This is a genomic window from Pseudomonas sp. P8_229 (assembly GCF_034008635.1).
Classification (GTDB): domain Bacteria; phylum Pseudomonadota; class Gammaproteobacteria; order Pseudomonadales; family Pseudomonadaceae; genus Aquipseudomonas.
Genome location: NZ_CP125378.1, coordinates 4,195,428 through 4,216,755, shown reverse-complemented (window position 1 = coordinate 4,216,755; position 21,328 = coordinate 4,195,428). Strand labels below are relative to the sequence as shown.

20 protein-coding genes are annotated in these 21,328 nt (G+C 60.5%); 14 read left to right on the top strand and 6 right to left on the bottom strand.

What is annotated here, in order from left to right; genetic code table 11:
• Positions 1-84 precede the first annotated feature (84 nt).
• On the bottom strand, positions 85-804 hold the full coding sequence (locus QMK55_RS18915; RefSeq protein WP_320329738.1) for a tellurite resistance TerB family protein: 720 nt from the start codon (positions 802-804) through the stop codon (positions 85-87).
• Positions 805-995: 191 nt separating this feature from the next.
• Here QMK55_RS18915 and QMK55_RS18910 point away from each other — a divergent pair, with 191 nt between their 5' ends.
• From QMK55_RS18910 to QMK55_RS18875, 8 genes are all read left to right on the top strand, one after another.
• Positions 996-1,910, top strand: coding sequence for a LysR family transcriptional regulator (locus tag QMK55_RS18910; RefSeq protein ID WP_320329737.1), 915 nt, complete (start codon positions 996-998; stop codon positions 1,908-1,910).
• Between the two features lie 100 nt (positions 1,911-2,010).
• Positions 2,011-3,498 (top strand): gamma-aminobutyraldehyde dehydrogenase, encoded by a 1,488-nt coding sequence (locus tag QMK55_RS18905; RefSeq protein WP_102357627.1) that lies wholly within the window; start codon positions 2,011-2,013, stop codon positions 3,496-3,498.
• Between the two features lie 83 nt (positions 3,499-3,581).
• Positions 3,582-4,733, top strand: a complete 1,152-nt coding sequence (gene ydcS, locus QMK55_RS18900; RefSeq protein ID WP_102357626.1) for a putative ABC transporter substrate-binding protein YdcS — start codon at positions 3,582-3,584, stop codon at positions 4,731-4,733.
• 263 nt (positions 4,734-4,996) lie between these two features.
• Positions 4,997-6,034 (top strand): ABC transporter ATP-binding protein, encoded by a 1,038-nt coding sequence (locus tag QMK55_RS18895; protein WP_102357624.1) that lies wholly within the window; start codon positions 4,997-4,999, stop codon positions 6,032-6,034.
• A 1-nt stretch (position 6,035) separates the two neighbouring features.
• Entirely contained in the window at positions 6,036-6,971 is a 936-nt protein-coding gene (locus tag QMK55_RS18890) for an ABC transporter permease (RefSeq protein WP_102357623.1), read from the top strand.
• Positions 6,961-7,785, top strand: coding sequence for an ABC transporter permease (locus QMK55_RS18885; protein WP_093436751.1), 825 nt, complete (start codon positions 6,961-6,963; stop codon positions 7,783-7,785). The genes QMK55_RS18890 and QMK55_RS18885 overlap by 11 nt, the downstream gene beginning before the upstream one ends.
• A gap of 165 nt (positions 7,786-7,950) precedes the next feature.
• Positions 7,951-9,375: a gamma-aminobutyraldehyde dehydrogenase gene (locus QMK55_RS18880; protein ID WP_102357622.1), complete on the top strand. Its 1,425-nt coding sequence runs from the start codon at positions 7,951-7,953 to the stop codon at positions 9,373-9,375.
• A 216-nt stretch (positions 9,376-9,591) separates the two neighbouring features.
• Complete coding sequence (locus QMK55_RS18875) at positions 9,592-11,076, top strand: APC family permease (RefSeq protein ID WP_320329736.1); 1,485 nt, start codon at positions 9,592-9,594, stop codon at positions 11,074-11,076.
• Here the strand turns inward: QMK55_RS18875 and QMK55_RS18870 are convergent.
• Complete coding sequence (locus QMK55_RS18870) at positions 11,073-11,237, bottom strand: hypothetical protein (protein ID WP_160056119.1); 165 nt, start codon at positions 11,235-11,237, stop codon at positions 11,073-11,075. The genes QMK55_RS18875 and QMK55_RS18870 overlap by 4 nt on opposite strands.
• A 437-nt stretch (positions 11,238-11,674) precedes the next feature.
• Between QMK55_RS18870 and QMK55_RS18865 the strand changes: the two genes are divergently transcribed.
• The 3 genes from QMK55_RS18865 to QMK55_RS18855 all read left to right on the top strand — a co-directional run bounded on the left by QMK55_RS18865 (position 11,675) and on the right by QMK55_RS18855 (position 12,901).
• Complete coding sequence (locus tag QMK55_RS18865; RefSeq protein WP_320329735.1) at positions 11,675-12,181, top strand: Bro-N domain-containing protein; 507 nt, start codon at positions 11,675-11,677, stop codon at positions 12,179-12,181.
• 203 nt (positions 12,182-12,384) lie between these two features.
• Complete coding sequence (locus tag QMK55_RS18860) at positions 12,385-12,642, top strand: CopG family ribbon-helix-helix protein (protein ID WP_129389643.1); 258 nt, start codon at positions 12,385-12,387, stop codon at positions 12,640-12,642.
• Positions 12,611-12,901 carry a type II toxin-antitoxin system RelE/ParE family toxin gene (locus QMK55_RS18855; protein WP_320329734.1) on the top strand — a complete coding sequence of 97 codons (291 nt, stop codon included), beginning with the start codon at positions 12,611-12,613 and terminating at the stop codon, positions 12,899-12,901. Before QMK55_RS18860 ends, QMK55_RS18855 begins: the two co-directional genes overlap by 32 nt.
• 38 nt (positions 12,902-12,939) lie before the next feature.
• On the opposite strand, the gene QMK55_RS18850 is transcribed toward QMK55_RS18855, so the two are convergent.
• The gene (locus tag QMK55_RS18850; RefSeq protein WP_007908956.1) at positions 12,940-13,125 is read right to left on the bottom strand and encodes a hypothetical protein; all 186 of its coding nucleotides are present in this window, start codon (positions 13,123-13,125) and stop codon (positions 12,940-12,942) included.
• 392 nt (positions 13,126-13,517) lie between these two features.
• Between QMK55_RS18850 and QMK55_RS18845 the strand changes: the two genes are divergently transcribed.
• Complete coding sequence (locus QMK55_RS18845) at positions 13,518-15,146, top strand: glucan biosynthesis protein D (RefSeq protein ID WP_320329733.1); 1,629 nt, start codon at positions 13,518-13,520, stop codon at positions 15,144-15,146.
• A 205-nt stretch (positions 15,147-15,351) separates the two neighbouring features.
• Here the strand turns inward: QMK55_RS18845 and QMK55_RS18840 are convergent, their stop codons facing one another.
• The 3 genes from QMK55_RS18840 to QMK55_RS18830 form a co-directional block, all read right to left on the bottom strand.
• Positions 15,352-16,458, bottom strand: a complete 1,107-nt coding sequence (locus QMK55_RS18840) for an NADH:flavin oxidoreductase/NADH oxidase (RefSeq protein WP_320329732.1) — start codon at positions 16,456-16,458, stop codon at positions 15,352-15,354.
• Between the two features lie 265 nt (positions 16,459-16,723).
• The gene (recJ, locus tag QMK55_RS18835; protein ID WP_102357612.1) at positions 16,724-18,433 is read right to left on the bottom strand and encodes a single-stranded-DNA-specific exonuclease RecJ; all 1,710 of its coding nucleotides are present in this window, start codon (positions 18,431-18,433) and stop codon (positions 16,724-16,726) included.
• A 54-nt stretch (positions 18,434-18,487) separates the two neighbouring features.
• The gene (locus QMK55_RS18830) at positions 18,488-19,030 is read right to left on the bottom strand and encodes a YaeQ family protein (protein WP_007908961.1); all 543 of its coding nucleotides are present in this window, start codon (positions 19,028-19,030) and stop codon (positions 18,488-18,490) included.
• Between the two features lie 146 nt (positions 19,031-19,176).
• Here QMK55_RS18830 and QMK55_RS18825 point away from each other — a divergent pair, with 146 nt between their 5' ends.
• Both QMK55_RS18825 and QMK55_RS18820 read left to right on the top strand, forming a co-directional pair.
• A complete protein-coding gene (locus QMK55_RS18825) occupies positions 19,177-20,376 on the top strand; it encodes a CaiB/BaiF CoA transferase family protein (protein WP_102357610.1) in 1,200 nt (399 codons plus the stop codon).
• Positions 20,330-21,283: a TIGR02285 family protein gene (locus QMK55_RS18820; protein WP_320329731.1), complete on the top strand. Its 954-nt coding sequence runs from the start codon at positions 20,330-20,332 to the stop codon at positions 21,281-21,283. The genes QMK55_RS18825 and QMK55_RS18820 overlap by 47 nt, the downstream gene beginning before the upstream one ends.
• Positions 21,284-21,328: the final 45 nt, after the last annotated feature.

Sequence of the window (21,328 nt, the reverse complement as noted above, 5' to 3'; positions counted from 1 at the left end):
AACGCAACCGCGAGCAGGCTCACTCCTACCTCTGAAATGTGTTCCCTTGCAGGGGTGAGCCTGCTCGCTAAGGGGCCCGCCGGTTTACAGCGTTGCCAACCGCACCTGTTTCTCCAGTTCTACCTTCAACCCCGGCTCCAGCTTCAGTTGCTTCGCCAATTCATCCAGATAAGCATTCTCCATAAAGCTCTCCTCGTCCACCAGCATCACACTGGCGATGTACATCTCGGCGGCCATTTCCGGGGTGCTGGCGGCCCGGGCGACATCGCCGGGATCGAGGGGCCTGTTGAGTTCGGCGTGCAACCAGTGCTGCAGTTCCTGATCGTTGTCGAGCCGGGTGAACTCGCCCTCGATCAACTGACGCTCGCGCTCATCGATATGGCCGTCAGCCTTGGCGGCGGCAACCAGCGCCTTGAGAATCGCCTGACTGTGTTGCTCGGCTTGCGCGGGCGGCAGTCGATCCAGTGTCTGTGGTGCGGTTTGCGGTGCCGTGCCTTTCTGGGCGTTCCAGTTGCCGTAGGCTTTATAGGCCAGCACACCGAGAGCGGCGAGGCCGCCGTAAACGGCGACTTTGCCGCCGACCTTGCGCGCTTTTTTGCTGCCGAGCAACAGGCCCATCGCCCCGGCAGCCAACGCGCCACCGCCCGCCCCCGAGAGCAGGCCACCCAGCGCACCGGAGCCTGAAGCGCCACCGAGCAAACCGCCCAGGCCACCAGCCGATTTGTTCTGCGCCCCGCCGGCCTTGTTCTGCAACAGATCCTGGCCGGACTTGAGTAGTTGATCGAGCAATCCACGGGTGTTCATGTTCCGCCTCCAAAACAGGGGTTATCCGGATCTATCAGGCCCTCAGCCTAGTTCGAAAGTGCCCTGGCCCTGGTGGCGAGTGTGCTTCCAGATGTTGCTCACTGTCCTGCCCAGACACTGACGGCAGCCCTTCGTGAAAATAGATATACACTCAGGCCAATCGATAAAAACAGCCCACCGGGTACCCTCTCATGATGACCCTGCGTCAGATCCGTCACTTCATCGCGGTGGCCGAGACCGGCTCGATTTCCGCCGCCGCACAAACCGCGTTCATTTCCCAATCGACCCTGACTCTGGCGATCCAGCAACTGGAAGAGGAAATCGGCGTCAGCCTGTTCAGCCGCCACGCCAAGGGCATGACCCTGACCCACCAAGGGCATCAATTCCTGCGTCAGGCGCACTTGATTCTGGCCACCGTGGATAACGCCAAGCGCAGCCTGCAACAAAGCACTGATCAGTTCGCCGGGCAGTTGATCGTCGGGGTGACCAGTCTGGTGGCCGGTTATTACCTCGCCGATCTGCTCACCCGATTCCAGCGCGCCTACCCCAACGTGGAAATCCGGGTGATGGAAGACGAACGGCCCTACATCGAGCATCTGTTGGTCAGCGGCGAGATCGATGTCGGCGTGTTGATCCTCTCCAACCTCGAAGACCGTCACGCCTTGCAGACCGAAGTGCTGACCCACTCGCCGCACCGCTTGTGGCTGCCGGCCCAGCATCCGCTGCTGGAACACGACAGCATCAACCTCGCCGATGTCGCTCGCGAACCGCTGATTCAATTGAACGTCGACGAGATGGATCGCAACGCCCAACGCCTGTGGCGCGGCGCCGGGCTGCAACCGAAGATCACTTTGCGCACGGCCTCGACCGAAGCGGTACGTAGCCTGGTCGCGGCGGGGCTGGGCGTGTCGATCCAGCCGGACATGACTTATCGCCCGTGGTCACTGGAGGGCGACATCATCGAAGCGCGGCCAATCGCCGACCTCAACCAGACCCTCGACGTCGGCCTGGCCTGGCGCCGTGGCACTGCGCGGCCCGCTCTGGTCGATCCATTCCTGACCGTGGCCCGCGAGCAGCCTCACGGCGGACGCAAGCCATCTATTTAATCGAATGCCACCTTCAGTATTTAGAATTTGTCGACCCCGGAGCCGCGCACTAGTCTTGCTGCATCTATAAGACGGTCGGCTCCCAGGCACGGGAGCAACAATGACCACACAAGAAAAGAGATCACGGAAAATGGCTGGCGTGCAGACCCCGATGTGTACCGCGTTGCTGATCGACGGCGAACTGGTCGCCGGGCAAGGTTTTGTCGAACCGATCCTCAACCCGGCCACCGGTGAAATCCTCACGCACATCGCCGAGGCCAGCACCGAGCAGGTCGAAACCGCGATCCTCGCCGCCCACCGCGCCTTTGCCGACTGGTCGCGCACCACGCCGCAACAACGCTCCAATCTGCTGCTGGAGATCGCCAATGCTGTCGAAAAACACGCCGACCATCTTGCCCGCCTCGAAGCGCTGAATTGCGGCAAGCCGCTGCACCTCGCGCGGCAGGACGATCTGACCGCCACCGTTGACGTGTTCCGCTTCTTTGCCGGTGCCGTACGCTGCCAGACCGGCCAGCTCAGCGGCGAATACCTGCCGGGTTACACCAGCATGGTGCGTCGTGACCCAATTGGCGTGGTGGCCTCGATTGCGCCGTGGAACTACCCAATCATGATGGCCGCGTGGAAAATCGCCCCGGCCCTCGCCGCCGGCAACACCCTGGTGTTCAAGCCTTCGGAACACACGCCGCTGTCGATCCTCGCACTGGCGCCAGCGCTCGCCGAGATCCTGCCACGCGGGGTGATCAACATCATTTGCGGTGGCGGTGAAGGCGTCGGCAGCCATCTGGTCGGCCACGCAAAAGTGCGCATGGTTTCGCTGACCGGCGATATCGTCACCGGGCAGAAAATCCTTCAAGCCGCGGCGAAAACCCTCAAACGCACACACCTGGAACTCGGCGGCAAAGCCCCGGTAATCGTCTGCAACGATGCCGACATCCAAGTGGTGGTCGACGGTGTGCGCACCTACGGTTACTACAACGCCGGACAGGACTGCACCGCTGCGTGCCGGATCTACGCGCAAGCAGGCATTCACGACAAACTGGTCGCCGAGCTCGGCGCAGCGGTCAGCAGCCTGCGCTTCGCCGGCAAGCGCGACGCCGACAACGAGATCGGCCCGCTGATCAGCACCCGCCAACGCGACCGCGTCGCCAGTTTCGTCGAGCGCGCCCTCGGCCAGCCGCACATCGAGCGGGTGACAGGCGCGGCGGTGCATTCCGGCGCCGGGTTCTTCTACCAGCCGACGTTGCTGGCCGGTTGCAAACAGACTGATGAGATCGTCCAGCGCGAAGTATTCGGCCCAGTGGTTACCGTGACCCGTTTCGACGAACTCGCGCAAGCCGTGGACTGGGCCAACGACTCCGAATACGGCCTGGCCTCCTCGGTGTGGACGCAGAATCTGGACAAGGCAATGCAGGTCGCCGCGCGCTTGCAGTACGGCTGCACCTGGATCAACAGCCATTTCATGCTGGTCAGCGAAATGCCTCACGGTGGCCTGAAACGTTCGGGTTACGGCAAAGACTTATCCAGTGATTCGCTGCAGGACTACAGCGTGGTGCGGCACATCATGGCCCGCCACGGCCAGCATCTCTGACTACGCTAATAACAAGCCGCCAACGGCATGCTTCACCGCGTTCACAACTGCCCCGACCATAATTTAAAGAAGAGGGTTCAACCATGTTCGTGCACAAGACCGCACTGTTCAGTGCAATCACCACGGCCCTGCTGGCCAGCGCCAGCCTGCAAGCAGCCGAGCCGCTGAAGGCTGTCGGCGCCGGCGAAGGTCAGCTGGATATCGTGGCCTGGCCGGGTTACATCGAACGTGGCGAGAGCGACAAGGCTTACGACTGGGTGACCGGTTTCGAGCAGGAAACCGGCTGCAAGGTCAACGTGAAGACAGCCGCCACCTCGGACGAAATGGTCAGCCTGATGGCCAAGGGCGGTTACGACCTGGTCACCGCTTCGGGCGATGCGTCGTTGCGGTTGATCGTCGGCAAGCGCGTGCAACCGATCAACACCGCGTTGATCCCGAACTGGAACACCCTCGACCCGCGCCTGAAAGACGCGCCGTGGTACGTGGTCAACAAGCAGACCTACGGCACCCCGTACCAGTGGGGCCCGAACGTGTTGATGTACAACACCAACGTGTTCAAGACGCCGCCGACCAGCTGGAACGTGCTGTTCGACGCGCAGAACTTCCCCGACGGCAAGCCGAACAAGGGCCGCGTGCAGGCCTATGACGGGCCGATCTACATCGCCGATGCGGCGCTGTACCTGAAGACTGCCAAGCCTGAACTGGGGATCAAGGATCCGTATCAACTGACTGAAGCCCAGTACAACGCCGTGCTTGATCTGTTGCGCGCGCAGCAGCCGCTGATCCACCGCTACTGGCACGACACCACGGTACAGATGAGCGACTTCAAGAACGAAGGCGTGGTCGCCTCCAGCGCCTGGCCGTATCAGGTCAACGGTTTGATCAACGAGAAGCAGCCGATTGCCTCGACCATTCCGAAAGAAGGCGCCACTGGCTGGGCCGACACCACCATGCTGCACGCCGAGGCCAAGCACCCGAACTGCGCCTACAAGTGGATGGACTGGTCGCTGAAACCGAAAGTCCAGGGCGATGTGGCGGCGTGGTTTGGTTCGTTGCCAGCAGTGCCGGCAGCGTGCAAGGCGAGCGAACTGCTCGGCGCCGAGGGCTGCAAGACCAACGGTTTCGACCAGTTCGACAAGATCGCCTTCTGGAAAACCCCGCAGGCTGAAGGCGGCAAGTTCGTGCCGTACAGCCGCTGGACCCAGGATTACATCGCGATCATGGGCGGCCGTTAAGCCCGGGAGCAACTCGGTCGAGCTCCCTTTCCCCCTCGCCCCCCTGGGGGAGAGGGAGCTAAAAGCGGATCGCATTCACCGTTAGATGCCGATCGTTCCCACGCTCCGTGTGGGAATGCATCACCGGACGCTCCGCGTCCATTTGCACGAGGTGACGCAGAGCGTCACAGGCTGCATTCCCACGCAGAGCGTGGGAACGATCATTCGAAAGAAGTCCAGGCAGGGCCGCTGCGACGGCCCGCGCCTTTTTGGAGCACCGCACCATGACGCTTGCAGTCCAGTTCACCAACGTTTCCCGGCAGTTCGGCGAGGTGAAGGCCGTTGACCGGGTTTCCATCGATATCCAGGACGGCGAGTTCTTTTCCATGCTCGGCCCTTCCGGCTCGGGCAAAACCACCTGCCTGCGTCTGATTGCCGGTTTCGAACAACCGAGCGCCGGCTCGATCCGAATTCACGGCGCCGAAGCGGCCGGTTTGCCGCCGTATCAACGTGACGTCAACACGGTGTTTCAGGACTACGCGCTATTCCCGCACATGAACGTCCTCGACAACGTCGCCTACGGTTTGAAGGTCAAGGGCATCGGCAAAACCGAGCGTCACAAGCGTGCCGAAGAGGCGTTGGACATGGTCGCCCTCGGCGGCTACGGCGCCCGCAAACCGGTGCAGTTGTCCGGCGGTCAGCGCCAGCGTGTCGCCCTCGCCCGTGCGCTGGTCAATCGCCCACGGGTGCTGCTGCTCGACGAGCCGCTCGGCGCCCTCGACCTGAAACTGCGCGAGCAAATGCAAAGCGAACTGAAGAAGCTGCAACGCCAGCTCGGCATCACCTTCATCTTCGTCACCCACGATCAGACCGAAGCGCTGTCGATGTCGGATCGCGTGGCGGTGTTCAACAAGGGCCGTATCGAACAGGTCGACACCCCGCGCAATCTGTACATGAAACCGACCACCACGTTCGTCGCTGAATTCGTCGGCACCTCGAACGTAATTCGCGGCGATCTGGCCCGCCAAATCAGCGGTCACCCGCAGCCATTTTCGATCCGCCCGGAACACGTGCGTTTCGCCGAAGGCCCGCTGGCCAGCCACGAAATCGAAGTCAGCGGCCTGCTCCACGACATTCAATATCAGGGCAGCGCCACGCGCTATGAATTGAAGCTGGAAAACGGCCAGACCCTGAGCATCAGCCACGCCAACAGTCAGTGGATCGACAGCAGCGCACAGCACCAGACCGGCCAGCGTCTGAGCGCGCGTTGGGCACGGGAAGCGATGATCCCGCTGCACGACACTGTGGCGAGCGGGGTGTGACATGAACACGCTCGCGATGACGCCTTCGCCGCCCTTGCGCCGGTTTTCCAACCTGCTCTATCGCAAGCCGAACCTTTATCTATCGATGCTGCTGGTGCCGCCACTGCTGTGGTTCGGCGCGATCTATCTCGGCTCGCTGCTGGTGCTGTTGTGGCAGGGCTTCTACACCTTTGACGACTTCACCATGGCGGTCACCCCGGACCTGACCCTGGCGAATTTTGCCGCGCTGTTTCAGCCGTCGAACTTCGACATCATCCTGCGCACGCTGAGCATGGCCATCGTCGTGTCGCTCGCCAGCGCCATCGTCGCCTTCCCGATCGCCTACTACATGGCGCGCTACACCACCGGCAAAACCAAGGCGTTTTTCTACATCGCAGTGATGATGCCGATGTGGGCCAGTTACATCGTCAAGGCGTATGCGTGGACGTTGCTGTTGGCCAAGGGCGGCGTGGCGCAATGGTTTGTGCAGCATCTGGGGCTGGAGCCGGTGCTGCAGTTCATTCTGGGGATTCCCGGCGTGGGTGGCAGCACCTTGTCGACCTCGCACCTGGGGCGCTTCATGGTGTTTGTCTACATCTGGCTGCCGTTCATGATCCTGCCGATTCAGGCGTCGCTGGAACGTCTGCCGCCATCGCTGTTGCAGGCCTCTGCCGACCTCGGCGCCAAGCCGCGCCAGACCTTCATGCAGGTGATTCTGCCGCTGTCGATTCCCGGGATTGCGGCAGGTTCGATTTTCACTTTTTCGCTGACCCTGGGCGACTTCATCGTGCCGCAACTGGTCGGGCCGCCGGGCTACTTCGTCGGCAGCATGGTTTATGCGCAGCAAGGGGCGATTGGCAACATGCCGATGGCGGCGGCGTTCACGCTGGTGCCGATTGTGCTGATCGCGGTTTACCTGTCCATCGTCAAACGTCTGGGGGCTTTCGATGCGCTCTGACTCTTCATCACAAGGGCAGGCCTCACTGGGCTTAAAAATCGCAGCCTGGGGCGGGTTGGTATTTTTGCACTTCCCGATCCTGATCATCTTCCTTTACGCCTTCAACACTGAAGAAGCCGCGTTCAGCTTTCCGCCGAAGGGCTTCACGTTGCACTGGTTCAGCGTGGCGTTTTCGCGGCCGGATGTGCTGGAGGCGATCAAGCTGTCACTGCAGATCGCAGCCATCGCTACATTGATTGCGATGGTGCTCGGCACGCTGGCTTCGGCAGCGCTGTACCGCCGGGATTTCTTCGGTAAACAGGGCATTTCGCTGATGCTGATCTTGCCGATTGCGTTGCCGGGGATCATCACCGGGATCGCCCTGCTGGCGACGTTCAAGACGCTGGGGATCGAGCCGGGGATGTTCACCATCATCGTCGGCCACGCGACCTTCTGCGTGGTGATCGTCTACAACAACGTCATCGCCCGCCTGCGCCGCACTTCGCACAGTTTGATCGAGGCCTCGATGGACCTCGGCGCCGATGGCTGGCAGACCTTCCGCTACATCATCTTGCCGAACCTCGGCTCGGCGTTGCTGGCCGGCGGCATGTTGGCGTTTGCGCTGTCGTTCGACGAAATCATCGTCACCACGTTTACCGCCGGCCACGAACGCACGTTGCCGCTGTGGCTGCTCAATCAACTGAGCCGCCCACGGGATGTGCCGGTGACCAACGTCGTCGCCATGCTGGTAATGATGGTGACCATGCTGCCGATCCTCGGCGCGTATTACCTGACGCGCGGTGGCGAGAGCGTCGCCGGCAGTGGCGGTAAATAGATTACGGGAGGAACCGGATCGAAATGTGGGAGCGGGCTTGCTCGCGAAGAGGCCATGACATTCGACGTTGATGTCGGCTGACCCACCGCTTTCGCGAGCAAGCCCGCTCCCACAGTTTCAATCCGGTTTCGGCAGAACAATAAAAGTGTTAGTGAGGACAAAACCATGCAAACCAGACTCTTGATCAACGGCCACCTGGTCAACGGCGAAGGCCCCGCCCAACCGGTGCTCAACCCTTCGCTCGGTGAAGTGTTGGTGGAAATCAACGAAGCCAGCGAAGCCCAGGTCGATGCCGCCGTGCGTGCCGCCGACAATGCTTTTGCCGAGTGGTCGCAAACCACACCGAAAGACCGCTCGCTGCTGCTGCTCAAACTCGCCGACGCCATCGAAGCTCATGGCGAGGAACTGGCGAAACTCGAATCCGCCAACTGCGGCAAACCCTACAGCGCCGCGTTGAATGACGAGATCCCGGCGATTGCCGACGTGTTCCGTTTCTTCGCCGGCGCCAGCCGTTGCATGAGCGGTTCGGCCGCTGGCGAATACCTGCCCGGCCACACCTCGATGATCCGTCGCGACCCGGTGGGCGTGATCGCCTCCATCGCGCCGTGGAACTACCCACTGATGATGGTCGCCTGGAAAATCGCCCCGGCGCTGGCTGCCGGTAATACCGTGGTGCTCAAGCCGTCGGAACAAACCCCGCTGACCGCGTTGCGTCTGGCCGAACTGGCGTCGGAAATTTTCCCGGCAGGTGTGCTCAATCTGGTGTTCGGTCGGGGTCTTACCGTTGGCAGCCCATTGGTGACCCACCCGAAAGTGCGCATGGTTTCACTGACCGGCTCGATTGCCACCGGTTCGAACATCATTTCCAGCACTGCCGACAGCGTCAAACGCATGCACATGGAACTGGGCGGCAAGGCGCCGGTGATCATCTTCGATGACGCCGATATCGACGCGGCGGTTGAAGGCATTCGCACCTTTGGTTTCTACAACGCCGGCCAGGACTGCACCGCTGCCTGCCGGATCTATGCGCAGCAAGGCATCTACGACACGTTCGTCGAGAAGCTCGGCGCGGCGGTCAGCAGCATCAAGTACGGCTTGCAGGATGATCCGTCCACCGAGTTGGGGCCACTGATCACCGCGCAGCATCGCGACCGTGTTGCCGGGTTTGTCGAGCGCGCCGTGGCGCAGCCGCATATTCGTTTGATCACCGGTGGCAAGGCTGTTGACGGTAACGGCTTCTTCTTTGAACCGACCGTGCTGGCCGATGCCCAGCAGGACGACGAGATCGTTCGTCGCGAAGTGTTTGGGCCGGTGGTTTCGGTGACCAGGTTCACCGATGAAGCGCAGGCGCTGGAATGGGCCAACGATTCGGACTACGGCCTCGCGTCCTCTGTGTGGACGGCAGATGTAGGACGCGCGCATCGCATGTCGGCACGTCTGCAGTACGGCTGCACATGGGTGAATACGCACTTCATGCTTGTCAGCGAAATGCCCCATGGCGGTCAGAAATTGTCCGGTTACGGGAAGGACATGTCCATGTATGGGCTGGAGGACTACACCACGGTTCGGCATGTGATGTTCAAGCATTAAAAAGCATCGCGAGCAGGCTCACTCCTACAAGGGATCGCATTTCAACCTGTAGGAGTGAGCCTGCTCGCGATGGCGTCAACTCCGGCTTCAAGGCAGAAACCGGCATTACGCACCACCAGGATCCCAAAACAATAACCACCGAACCGGGCGGCGCCCGCAAAGCCCCGCCACGGCCTCGGCCATCCGAAATCTGCCGATTTCACGGAGCAAACACACATGAGTTCCTCACCCGATCTCGCCGCAGCCGTTGCCGACAGCGATGCCGAACAACTGCGCAAACTGGGCTACACCTCCAACTTCAACCGCAGCATGAGCCTGTGGGAAAACTTCGCCCTCGGCTTCACTTATCTGTCACCGGTCGTAGGGGTTTATACCCTGTTCGGCCTGTGCCTGGCTGCCGGCGGGCCACCGATGTTCTGGGCGTACTTGCTGGTCGGTTGCGGCCAATTGCTGGTGTGCCTGATCTTCGGTGAAGTGGTCTCGCAGTTTCCGATTTCCGGCGGCGTTTATCCGTGGGCGCGGCGTCTGGTGGGCAAGAAATGGGCGTGGATGGTCGGCTGGATCTACTCCATCGCCCTGTGCGTGACCATCGCTGCTGTCGCAGTGGGCGCCGGCCCGTATCTGGCCGCCATGATGGGCTTTGAGCCGAGCAACAACACCAACATCGTCATCGCCCTGGTGCTGACGCTGTTCGCCACGCTGGTCAATCTGAGCGGCACCAAAGTGCTGGCGCGCATTGCCATGTTCGGTTTTCTCTGCGAGTTGGTCGGCGCGGTGATCGTCGGTGTGTACCTGCTGATCTTCGAACGTCACCAGCCACTGAGCGTGCTGTTCAACACCTTCGACATCAGCGTTGACGGCTCGTACCTGCCGGCCTTCCTCACCGCCTCGCTGGCGGGGATGTTCCTCTACTACGGCTTCGAGGCCTGCGGCGACGTCGCCGAAGAAACCCCGAACCCCAGCGCAAAAATCCCGGTGGCCATGCGCATGACCATCTACATCGGCGGCATCGCGGCAATGTTCGCCTGCCTGGCACTGATCCTCGCCGTGCCGGACATGCAAGCCGTAATCAACGGCACCGACAAAGACCCGGTCACCACCATCCTCAACAACGCCTTCGGCCCGGTCGGTTCGAAAATGGTGATGGGCGTGGTGATGATTTCCTTCATCTCCTGCGTCATCAGCCTGCAGGCCGCAGCGAGCCGTCTGCTGTATTCCTACGCTCGCGACGAAATGGTCATCGGCAGCCGACTGCTGAAAAAGATTTCTCCTACAACCCAAGTGCCGGTTGCTGCGCTGTTCGTCTCCGGCGTCCTGCCTGCGCTGATCATCGCCCTTGGCTTCTTCCTGCAAGACGCGGTGGCGACCATCGTCAGCTTCGCCGCCATCGGCATCTACCTCGCGTTCCAGATGATCGTGCTGGCCGCGCTGTACGCCCGCAGCAAAGGCTGGAAGCCGAGCGGCAAATTCACCCTCGGCGCGTGGGGCTGGCCGGTGAACATCGGCGCGCTGGTGTACGGTGTTGGCGCAATCATCAACATGGCCTGGCCACGCACGCCGGATGCGGCGTGGTATGTGAACTATGCGATGGTGTTGAGCACGGCGATCGTGATTGGCTTGGGGCTGGTTTACATGTGGATTGGCAAGCCGTATGACCATGGCAAGGCGCCGGCTGGGGATGCTTGGAAGGTGAGTCGCTAAGAAGAATCACCCCGGAATCGAGATTTGATTCCGGGGTCTCCTCGAAGCACTGTCATCAATTCATCAGTACGCCATTTGATATCGGCTTTACCTCTAACAGCTTCGAAGCGATCCAGATCGATCACCTTTCTCTTTTTACCCTTCGCTTCATCTTTGCTCACAGAATTGCTTCTCCCTTTTCCCGATTGCTAACTCATAAAGGAAAATCTTCGGTGCAGGGATGGTTTAGCAGCGGAATCAAAAAAAACAGGCATTTCCTACAGACACAGCCTGCCTGAAAAAGCCCCATTTCCTACGATGTGTGGCGAAAGGGTAGACTTGTCGCCGCAAGCGCCTGACCGATAGGCTTTATCCCGTCGCTGTTAATTCAGCGATCCGGGGTCGAAGCCGGAAACTGTCAAAACGGTGCTTGCATGCCCTCCATTGAACTGCGGCTTTTTCACAACTTCAGTTCTGCTTTATGGCGGGCCGTGTGGCGCGGGCCTTCCGGCTTTACCGTTTCGACAGGAAGTAACCCGACTTCGAACGCCACTCGGCTCGCCACCCAATTTTTCGAAGAATTGGTGGCGACTTTCCAACTCGAAACGGAAGTCACTACATGTCTACGCAAATCCAGAATCCACCTTCAACGCACTTCACCCCCACCGCCTTCACCCGCCACAACCGCTTCCTCCACGCCTTCATGCAAGACCACGAAGCCTGGTTCTGCGTGCAAGATCTCGGTCGCTTGATGGGTTACCCCCTGAACGAACGCCTCACCCTGAAACTCGATCCCGATCAGCGTCGCCATGTCCTTCTGCGTCGGGACGGCGAAATCATCGATTGCGCGATGGTCAGCGAGTCCGGCCTGTTCGCCCTGCTCGTCCATCACTTCGTCCCGGAAAACCGTCACCTGCGCCAGTGGTTGAGCCATGAAGTCATCCCAATGCTGCGTGAAACCCATTCAAGTCCAGTGGAAAACCACCCAAGTCTGAGTTCGATGCACTGGGCAGGCGTCACCGTGCCGCTGCTGCACTGGCAGCAGCAGGCGTGGGTCAAATGGCGGGATGTACCAGAGTTGATGCGCGGCCAGCGGCCGTATCCGGTTCAGGGGACTTGTAACTAAATCCTCGTCAAAACCGGTATATCTCTGGCGTCGATTCTGACGTCAGAGTGTTGCGCCAAGCATTTCGCAACACATCTCGACGCTTCGTTCCATTATGGACCGCTACAGTTTTCTTGGACTGTCGCACGCTCACCGGTTGACGAAGCTCTGGCAGCAGCCTAGGGTGTTTACGTCGTTTACAACGTATACATAGGAATTCTGACATGGCCTCGCCAGTTCTATCTTTCCGCGTCGAAGAATTGTTGGCACAGCAGCTGGATGAACTGGCTGCGGCAACGGACAGAGACCGTCAATACCATCTCAAGCGTGCACTGGTTCGATACGTAGAGGCCGAGTCATGGCATCTACAAGCTATCAGCGAAGGTATCGCAGATGCCGATGCTGGAAATCTCACCGATCTGGATGCCGTGAAGGCTAAGTGGGCAAAACGTGCCGAACGTAGTACTGACAAAAAGGGCTGAAAATGATCTCGATGTTATCCATGAGCACTACCAAGGCCTTTTAGGTTCAGAGGGCTCCTTAGAAATCATCGATTCGATTCTTAAAACATTTCATCAACTTGAACAATTTCCGGGATCAGGGCGGCCGTCGGTCGCCCCCGATATTCGAGAGTTGGTGATCACTCGCTATCCATTCATTGCTCCCTACCGATTGATGCACGGACGCATTCAAATACTTCGTGTTCTGCACCAGCGGGCAGAACGATCGCGGGATTGGTGAACCAGCCGTAAAGGACGGCTGGTTACTTCACACCTCACTCAAAATCGCGAAACACTCCGCATCGCATCCACCAGATACCGCATCGCAATCCGGTCGTTCTCCGAAAGCTCCCGATATCGCTCAACCAGCTTCACTTCGTCAGAGCTGAGCCGACGCCTTTTGCGGCCGCTGCCGAGGCAGGGAAAGATGCCCAACATGTCGGTGATCCCTTGTATTTTTGCCATGGACGATGTCCTTCAATACTTCAAAGAATTGCTAAACCACCACATCGCCCTGCCCCTTACAGCAGCGCCGTGTGCCCTACCGGTCAACACCGGTCATGCCCATAGAATAGAAATTAAATCGGCGCTGAAAAGCGGTTTTTAGAGTAATTAGTCGAAAAAAGCAGATATGCCGTATAAATCAGAACGCCCTGTCAGATTTTTAACCGACATGTCTTGTTTCATTGACACTCTGTCACTGTGAATCAACGAATTTTGCTCGGCGAGCGAACCGTTTAAGCTAGCCGGCATCTGTTTATAGTCCGTAGCGTTTGGCCGAAGGCTTGTCCGAACCGTAATTTCTGATCCAGTACGTGCCAGGAACGGCGCGGGATTGTCCACGACAGGTTGTATCTATGCACCGCAGGAATTTGCTCAAAGCGTCCATGGCCATTGCGGCTTACACCGGCCTTTCCGCCTCAGGCCTGCTCGCCGCGCGCGCCTGGGCCGCCTCTGGCGGTGCCGCCGACGGTGAAGCGCAGGCCTTCGACTTCGAAGCGCTCAAGCGCCAGGCCAAGCAACTGGCCGGCTCGGCTTATCAGGACACCAAACAGGTGCTGCCGCCGACTCTGGCGACCATGACCCCGCAGAATTTCAACGCGATCCGCTACGACGGCGATCATTCGCTGTGGAAAGAGAACAAGGGTCAGCTGGACGTGCAGTTCTTCCACGTCGGCATGGGTTTCCGCCAGCCGGTGCGCATGTACAGCGTCGATCCGAAGACCCGCACCGCGCGCGAGGTGCATTTCCGCCCGACGCTGTTCAATTACGAGAACACCTCGGTCGATACCCAGCAGCTCAAGGGCGACCTGGGGTTTGCCGGCTTCAAGCTGTTCAAGGCGCCGGAACTGGATCGCCATGACGTAGTGTCTTTCCTCGGTGCCAGTTATTTCCGTGCAGTGGATGCGACTGGCCAATATGGCCTCTCCGCTCGCGGCCTGGCCGTCGACACCTACGCGAAAAAGCGCGAAGAGTTCCCTGACTTCACCAAGTTCTGGTTCGAAACTCCGGAGCAGAACGCCACCCGCTTTGTGGTCTATGCGCTGCTCGACTCGCCGAGCGCCACCGGTGCGTACCGCTTCGACATCGATTGCCAGGCCGAGCGCGTGGTGATGGAGATCGACGCCCACATCAACGCGCGAACCGCCATCGAACAACTGGGCATCGCGCCGATGACCAGCATGTTCAGCTGCGGCACCCACGAACGCCGCATGTGCGACACCATTCACCCGCAGATCCACGACTCCGATCGCCTGGCGATGTGGCGTGGTAACGGTGAGTGGATCTGCCGCCCGCTGAACAACCCGGCGACCCTGCAGTTCAACGCATTCGCCGACACCGATCCGAAGGGCTTCGGTCTGGTGCAGACCGACCACGAGTTTGCCAACTATCAGGACACCGTCGACTGGTACAGCAAGCGCCCGAGCCTGTGGGTCGAACCGACCACCGCGTGGGGCGAGGGCTCCATCGATCTGCTGGAAATTCCAACCACCGGCGAGACCCTCGACAACATCGTCGCGTTCTGGACGCCGAAAAAACCAGTGGCCGCCGGCGACTCGCTGAACTACGGCTACAAGCTCTACTGGAGTGCGCTGCCGCCGGTCGGCACGCCGCTGGCGCGGGTGCACGCGACTCGTTCAGGCATGGGTGGATTCGTCGAAGGCTGGGCACCGGGCGAACATTACCCGCCGGTCTGGGCCCGTCGCTTTGCCGTGGACTTCACCGGTGGCGGCCTGGATCGCCTGCCGCAGGGCACCGGGATCGAACCGGTGGTCACTTGCTCCAATGGCAAGGTGCAGGACTTCAGCGTGCTGGTGCTCGATGACATCAAGGGTCACCGGATCCTGTTCGACTGGTATCCGACCAATGACAGCGTTGAGCCGGTGGAGCTGCGGTTGTTTATCCGCACCAACGATCGCACGTTGAGTGAGACCTGGTTGTATCAGTACTTCCCGCCGGCGCCGGATAAGCGTAAGTACCCTTGAGGGTTCTCTAGCGTTTGGGCGGGCCTCTTCGCGAGCAGGCTCGCTCCCACAGTTGATCTCGGCCGATCACAAAAGTCATGACCGGCATGATCCAATATGGGAGCGAGCCTGCTCGCGAAGGAGGCCCCAGGCAAAACAACATTCAGCAGACAAAACAAAGCCCCGGCCATCACTGACCGGGGCTTTTTGCTTTACCGCAACCGATTCAATCGCGCAAATCAGACTCATGAATCGGCTGATCCCGATGAGTCGCGCGCTGATACTGCGCCGGCCACACCGCTTTGCGCCCGCCCAGATCATCGTCGGCGTGCAGCGGCCAGTACGGGTCGCGTAGCAGTTCACGGGCGAGGAAGATGATGTCGGCCTGGCAGGTGCGCAGAATGTGCTCGGCCTGCGCCGGCTCGGTAATCATGCCGACGGTGCCGGTGGCGATGCCTGATTCCTTGCGCACCCGTTCGGCGAAGCGCGTCTGATAACCCGGCCCCACAGGAATCTCGGCGTTGGCGGCGGTACCACCGGAGGAGACGTCTATCAGATCCGCTCCCAGTGCCTTGAGGCGGCGCGCCAGCTCCACGGTTTCATCCGGGTTCCAGCCGTCTTCAACCCAGTCGGTGGCCGACACCCGGACGAACACCGGTAATTCCTCCGGCCAGACCTCACGAACGGCTTCGGTGACTTGCAGCACCAGCCGAATGCGGTTTTCAAACGAGCCACCGTATTGATCGCGGCGCTGATTGCTCAGCGGCGAAAGAAACTGATGCAACAGATAGCCATGCGCCGCGTGCACCTCAACCACACTGAAACCCGCCTTCAGTGCGCGTTGTGCGGCATCGACAAATGCCTGAATGACTTCGCCGATCTGCCCTTCATCGAGTTGTTTCGGTTGAGTGTGTTGCGGGTCGAAAGCAATCGGCGACGGCCCGACCGGGGTCCAGCCGCCATCGTCCAACTTGACGCTGCCATGTTTGCCGAGCCAAGGCCGATGGGTGCTGGCCTTGCGCCCGGCGTGGGCCAGTTGAATGCCGGCGACAGCGCCCTGGGCGGTGATGAAACGGGTGATGCGTTGCAGCGGTTCGATCTGTTCGTCATTCCATAAACCGAGGTCTTCGGCGGTGATCCGCCCGTCGGCCGTGACCGCCGTAGCCTCGGTGAAAACCAGGCCGGCGCCGCCCACCGCACGGCTGCCCAGGTGCACCAGATGCCAGTCGTTGGCCAGACCGTCGACGCTGGAGTACTGGCACATCGGCGAGACGGCGATGCGATTGGGCAGGGTCAGTTGGCGAAGGGTAAAGGGTTCGAGCAGCAGACTCATGGGGCACCTCTCAAATCAGTGGGCAGGCTCCAGGGTTCTGTTTGAAAAGTCGACGAGTGACAGGAAAAGGCGCAGCACCCGCCCCCGCGGGCAAAACATTCGACAAGACGTCACAAGGCCAATCAAGCAGTGCTTAGAGCCTAGTCGACAACTGGGGATGAGGCAGGGTTCAGAGTAATTCTGTGTGTGAAAGACCGCCTTCGCGAGCAAGCCCCACACAAGGGCAACACCGTACCTGTGGGAGCGGGCTTGCTCGCGAATGGCGTCAACGCGGTTCGATGTGGGCAATCATCAGTTGTACCGTCTCGTTGCCCCGAAACTCGTTGACGTCGAGTTTGTAGGCCAGTTCAACCCATTGAATCGTCGGATTCGGCCAGACATCGCGGTCGATACCAAAGGCAATTCCGTCGAGTTTCACCGAACCGCACTCGCTTTTCAGCACCACTTTCAGGTGCCGCTCGCCGACCACCCGCTGCTCGACCAACTGGAACACGCCATGGAACAGCGGCTCCGGAAAGTGCTGGCCCCAAGGCCCGGCGTGACGCAGGGCGCGGGCCAGTTCGAGGTGGAATTCCTCGACCGCCAAGGTGCCATCCGACAGCATGCGCCCGGTCAGGTCTTCTTCACGAAGCTGGCGACGCACTTCGGCATCAAAAGCCTCGGCGAACAGCGGAAAATTCTCTTGCGCCAAGGTCAGGCCGGCCGCCATGGCGTGACCACCGTATTTGGCAATCAGGTTCGGATGCTGCGCCGCCACCACGCTCAGGGCATCGCGAATGTGGAAACCCTGCACCGAGCGCCCCGAGCCTTTGAGCAGGCCGTCACCGGCATCGGCGAACGCGATGGTCGGGCGGAAATAACGCTCTTTCATCCGTGACGCGAGAATGCCGATGACACCCTGGTGCCACTCGGGATCGAACAGACACAGGCCGAACGGCATCGATTCCACTGGCAAGTCCTTGAGCTGGGCCAACGCTTCGCGCTGCATGCCCTGCTCGATGGATTTGCGATCCTGGTTCATGCCGTCCAGTTGCGCGGCCATTTCCCGCGCCAGATTGGCGTCGGCGGTGAGCAGGCATTCGATCCCCAGGCTCATGTCGTCGAGGCGCCCCGCCGCATTCAGGCGCGGGCCGACGATAAAGCCCAGATCCGTGGAAGTGATACGCGCCGCGTCACGCTTGGCGACTTCGAGAATCGCCTTGATCCCCGGCCGTGCACGCCCGGCGCGGATCCGCTCCAGGCCCTGATGCACCAGGATCCGGTTGTTGGCGTCCAGCGGCACCACGTCAGCGACGCTGCCCAGCGCCACCAGGTCGAGCAGCTCGCCAATGTTCGGTTGCGGTTTGCTCTCGTACCAGCCAAGGCTGCGCAGGCGGGCGCGCAAGGCCATCAGCACGTAGAAAATCACCCCGACCCCGGCCAACGCCTTGCTCGGGAAGTCGCAGCCAGGCTGGTTCGGGTTGACCAGCGCATCGGCCAGCGGCAGCTCATCGCCGGGCAAGTGGTGGTCGGTGATCAACACCTTGAGCCCGGCCTTTTTCGCCGCAGCCACGCCTTCAACGCTGGAGATGCCGTTGTCGACGGTGATCAACAACTGCGGCTCGCGGGTCAGCGCCACCTCGACGATTTCCGGGGTCAGGCCGTAGCCATATTCGAAGCGGTTCGGCACCAGATAGTCGACATGCGCCGCACCGAGCAAACGTAGACCGAGCATACCCACCGTACTGGCCGTCGCGCCGTCCGCATCGAAGTCGCCGACGATCAGAATCCGCTGACGCTGCTCCAGCGCCGTCACCAGCAGATCCACCGCCGCATCGATGCCCTTGAGCTGCTGGAACGGAATCAACCGCGCCAGGCTTTTATCCAGCTCCGCCTCGGACTGCACGCCCCGCGCCGCGTACAAACGGGTCAACAGCGGTGGCAGGTCACCGAGAAACGGCAGAGTGGCAGGCAACGGTCGAGGATCAATACGCATGGGGTAACGGAAACTTCTCTTGAATACGTGGGATTAATCAGTGGCGATGCAGGATCAGCCGCGTTCGCCTTGCAGCCATTGCAACTGGACTTCGTGCTGACCACGGTCGTCGGTCACGAAAATCGTCCCTTCGCTGATCATCACGTCCCACTTGATAACGCGAGGCATGTCCTTGGCCAGGGTCTCCAGCACTTCTTGCGGGACCGCAGCGATGTTGACGTTTTTCAGGTTCTTGATCGCCGGGATCACTTTGGTTTCCCAGACGCGCAGGCTGCCGTAGGCCAGCAGGCTGGTGCGCTCGGTACGGCGCGAGCACCAGGTCAGGCGATCGGCGTCTGGCTGGCCGACTTCGATCCAGTGCAGAACACGGTCATCCAGGCTCTTTTCCCACAGCGCTGGCTCATCCACGTCTGACAGACCACGGCCAAACGACAACTGCTCGTTGTACCAGAGCGCGTAGGCCAGCAGGCGCACGGTCATGCGCTCTTCGGTTTCCGAAGGGTGACGGGCGATGGTCTGCTTGACGCTCTCGTAGACACTGCGGTCGAGGTCGGTGAGGTTCAGTTCAAACTTGTAGGTAGTGGACGGCTGGGCCATGAACGGGCTTCTTGATACGAGGAAAGTCGGCAAGTCTAACCGAAGCGGTAGGCAATCATCGAATTGATGGCGATCAACCTGCGGCGTCTGACAGCCGGCTATGTTAAAACGCTGTATCCGCTCAGCCTTGTCCTACAGGATTCAGTATGCCGTTCGCCAACAAACCGCTCAGCGGTGTGAAAGTCATTGAATTGGGTACGTTGATTGCCGGGCCGTTTGCGTCGCGCATTTGCGGCGAGTTCGGCGCTGAAGTGATCAAGATCGAATCGCCCGACGGCGGCGATCCGCTGCGCAAGTGGCGCAAATTGTATGAAGGCACCTCGCTGTGGTGGTTCGTTCAGGCGCGCAACAAAAAGTCGCTGACGCTGAACCTCAAGCACCCCGATGGTCTGGCGATCCTGAAAAAGCTGCTCGGCGAAGCCGACATCCTGATCGAGAACTTTCGTCCCGGCGTGCTGGAAAAACTCGGGCTGAGCTGGGAAACCCTGCACGCGCTGAACCCGAAACTGGTGATGGTGCGCCTCTCGGGTTTCGGCCAGACCGGGCCGATGAAGGATCAACCGGGCTTCGGCGCGGTTGGCGAGTCCATGGGCGGCTTGCGCTACATCACCGGTTTCGAAGACCGGCCACCGGTACGTACCGGGATTTCCATCGGCGACTCGATAGCAGCGCTTTGGGGTGTGATCGGTGCGCTGATGGCCTTGCGTCATCGCGAGGTGAATGGCGGTCTCGGCCAGGTCGTCGATGTGGCGCTGTACGAGGCGATTTTCGCCATGATGGAAAGCATGGTGCCGGAGTTCGACGTGTTCGGTTTCATCCGCGAGCGCACCGGCAATATCATGCCGGGGATCACGCCGTCATCGATCCACACCAGCGCCGACGGCAAGCATGTGCAGATTGGCGCCAATGGCGACGCGATTTTCAAGCGCTTCATGCTGATCATCGGCCGCGAGGATCTGGCCAACGACCCGGCGCTGGCGAGCAACGACGGGCGCGATACCCGCCGTGACGAGTTGTATGGGGTGATCGACCGCTGGGTCAATTCGCTGCCGCTGCAAAGCGTGCTCGACCTGCTCAATCAGGCTCAGGTGCCGGCCAGCCGGATCTTCAGCGCCGAGGACATGTTCAGCGATCCGCAGTACCTGGCGCGGGAGATGTTCCTGCAGGCCAAACTGCCGGACGGCAAGCCTTTCAAGATGCCGGGCATTGTGCCGAAACTCTCTGATACACCGGGTACTTCCGAATGGGTCGGGCCGCAACTCGGTGAACACAATGCGCAGGTACTCCACGATCTTGGCTATGACGAACAGCAGATCGCCCGCTTGCGCGCAGACGGAGCCATTTAAGCTGAAACATCGGCAGACATCGGACGCCAACCGCGCCCACCACTGGTGGACGTGGCGGCTGTTCGGCTTGTTGTTTCTGCTGGCCCTGCCGGCCTGGGCCCAGGCCAAACCCACGCTGGTCTGGTTAATGCGCGATCTGCCGCCCCTGACCATCTTCGAAGGCCCGAAAAAGGGTCTGGGCGTGATCGATCAACTGTTGCCGATGCTGATCGCCGGCATGCCGCAATACGAACACACGCTGATGCGAGTCAACCGCGCCCGGGGCATGCAGATGATGCATGACACCTCGTTCACCTGCGACCCGTCACTGATCTGGAGCAAAGAGCGCACACAATGGATCGTTTTTTCCATTCCGGCGTTCCGCGCCGTCAGCAATGGACTGGTGGTGCGTCAGAAAGATCGCGCAGTGCTGGAGCCCTACGTGGTCGACGGCGAGGTCGATCTGGCGGCCTTTTTGGCCAACGCCGAGCAAAAGGTCGGGGTCGTGGCCGAGCGCAGTTACGGTGAGTTTGTCGATGGTCTGCTGCAACAGGCACCCGACGGTGCGCTGACGCCGCATTACGGCAACGATGCACTCAGCAGCCTGCTGTCGATGCAGCGCCTGGGCCGTCTTCAGGTGGTTTTGGGGTATTGGCCAGAGATTCGCTACCAGGCCCACCAGGCGCAAATTGCCGAAGATGAATTGGTGTTCTTTCCGATTCAAGGCACGGGCAAATACCTGTCGGGATACATCGGGTGCTCCGATACGCCTCAAGGTAGACAGGCCATCAGCGAGATCAACCAACTGCTGCGCACCCTGCCCCACGAGCATCTGAACGAGCTCTACGCCAACTGGCTGGACCCGGCCATGCGCAACGATTATCTCGAACAGGCGCGGACATTCTTCGAACAACAGACCGCGCAGTAAAGAACTGCGGGCAAAAAGAAACCCCGAGAAGTGGGGAGACGACTC

Coding starts and splice junctions, on each gene's coding strand:
- QMK55_RS18820 (WP_320329731.1), top strand. CDS start 20,330: ATGACGAACAGCAGATCGCCCGCTTGCGCGCAGACGGAGCCATTTAAG.
- QMK55_RS18910 (WP_320329737.1), top strand. CDS start 996: ATGATGACCCTGCGTCAGATCCGTCACTTCATCGCGGTGGCCGAGACC.
- QMK55_RS18885 (WP_093436751.1), top strand. CDS start 6,961: ATGCGCTCTGACTCTTCATCACAAGGGCAGGCCTCACTGGGCTTAAAA.
- QMK55_RS18830 (WP_007908961.1), bottom strand. CDS start 19,030: ATGGCCCAGCCGTCCACTACCTACAAGTTTGAACTGAACCTCACCGAC.
- QMK55_RS18825 (WP_102357610.1), top strand. CDS start 19,177: ATGCCGTTCGCCAACAAACCGCTCAGCGGTGTGAAAGTCATTGAATTG.
- QMK55_RS18860 (WP_129389643.1), top strand. CDS start 12,385: ATGGCCTCGCCAGTTCTATCTTTCCGCGTCGAAGAATTGTTGGCACAG.
- recJ (WP_102357612.1), bottom strand. CDS start 18,433: ATGCGTATTGATCCTCGACCGTTGCCTGCCACTCTGCCGTTTCTCGGT.
- QMK55_RS18845 (WP_320329733.1), top strand. CDS start 13,518: ATGCACCGCAGGAATTTGCTCAAAGCGTCCATGGCCATTGCGGCTTAC.
- QMK55_RS18915 (WP_320329738.1), bottom strand. CDS start 804: ATGAACACCCGTGGATTGCTCGATCAACTACTCAAGTCCGGCCAGGAT.
- QMK55_RS18850 (WP_007908956.1), bottom strand. CDS start 13,125: ATGGCAAAAATACAAGGGATCACCGACATGTTGGGCATCTTTCCCTGC.
- QMK55_RS18880 (WP_102357622.1), top strand. CDS start 7,951: ATGCAAACCAGACTCTTGATCAACGGCCACCTGGTCAACGGCGAAGGC.
- QMK55_RS18895 (WP_102357624.1), top strand. CDS start 4,997: ATGACGCTTGCAGTCCAGTTCACCAACGTTTCCCGGCAGTTCGGCGAG.
- QMK55_RS18905 (WP_102357627.1), top strand. CDS start 2,011: ATGACCACACAAGAAAAGAGATCACGGAAAATGGCTGGCGTGCAGACC.
- QMK55_RS18890 (WP_102357623.1), top strand. CDS start 6,036: ATGAACACGCTCGCGATGACGCCTTCGCCGCCCTTGCGCCGGTTTTCC.
- ydcS (WP_102357626.1), top strand. CDS start 3,582: ATGTTCGTGCACAAGACCGCACTGTTCAGTGCAATCACCACGGCCCTG.
- QMK55_RS18875 (WP_320329736.1), top strand. CDS start 9,592: ATGAGTTCCTCACCCGATCTCGCCGCAGCCGTTGCCGACAGCGATGCC.
- QMK55_RS18840 (WP_320329732.1), bottom strand. CDS start 16,458: ATGAGTCTGCTGCTCGAACCCTTTACCCTTCGCCAACTGACCCTGCCC.
- QMK55_RS18865 (WP_320329735.1), top strand. CDS start 11,675: ATGTCTACGCAAATCCAGAATCCACCTTCAACGCACTTCACCCCCACC.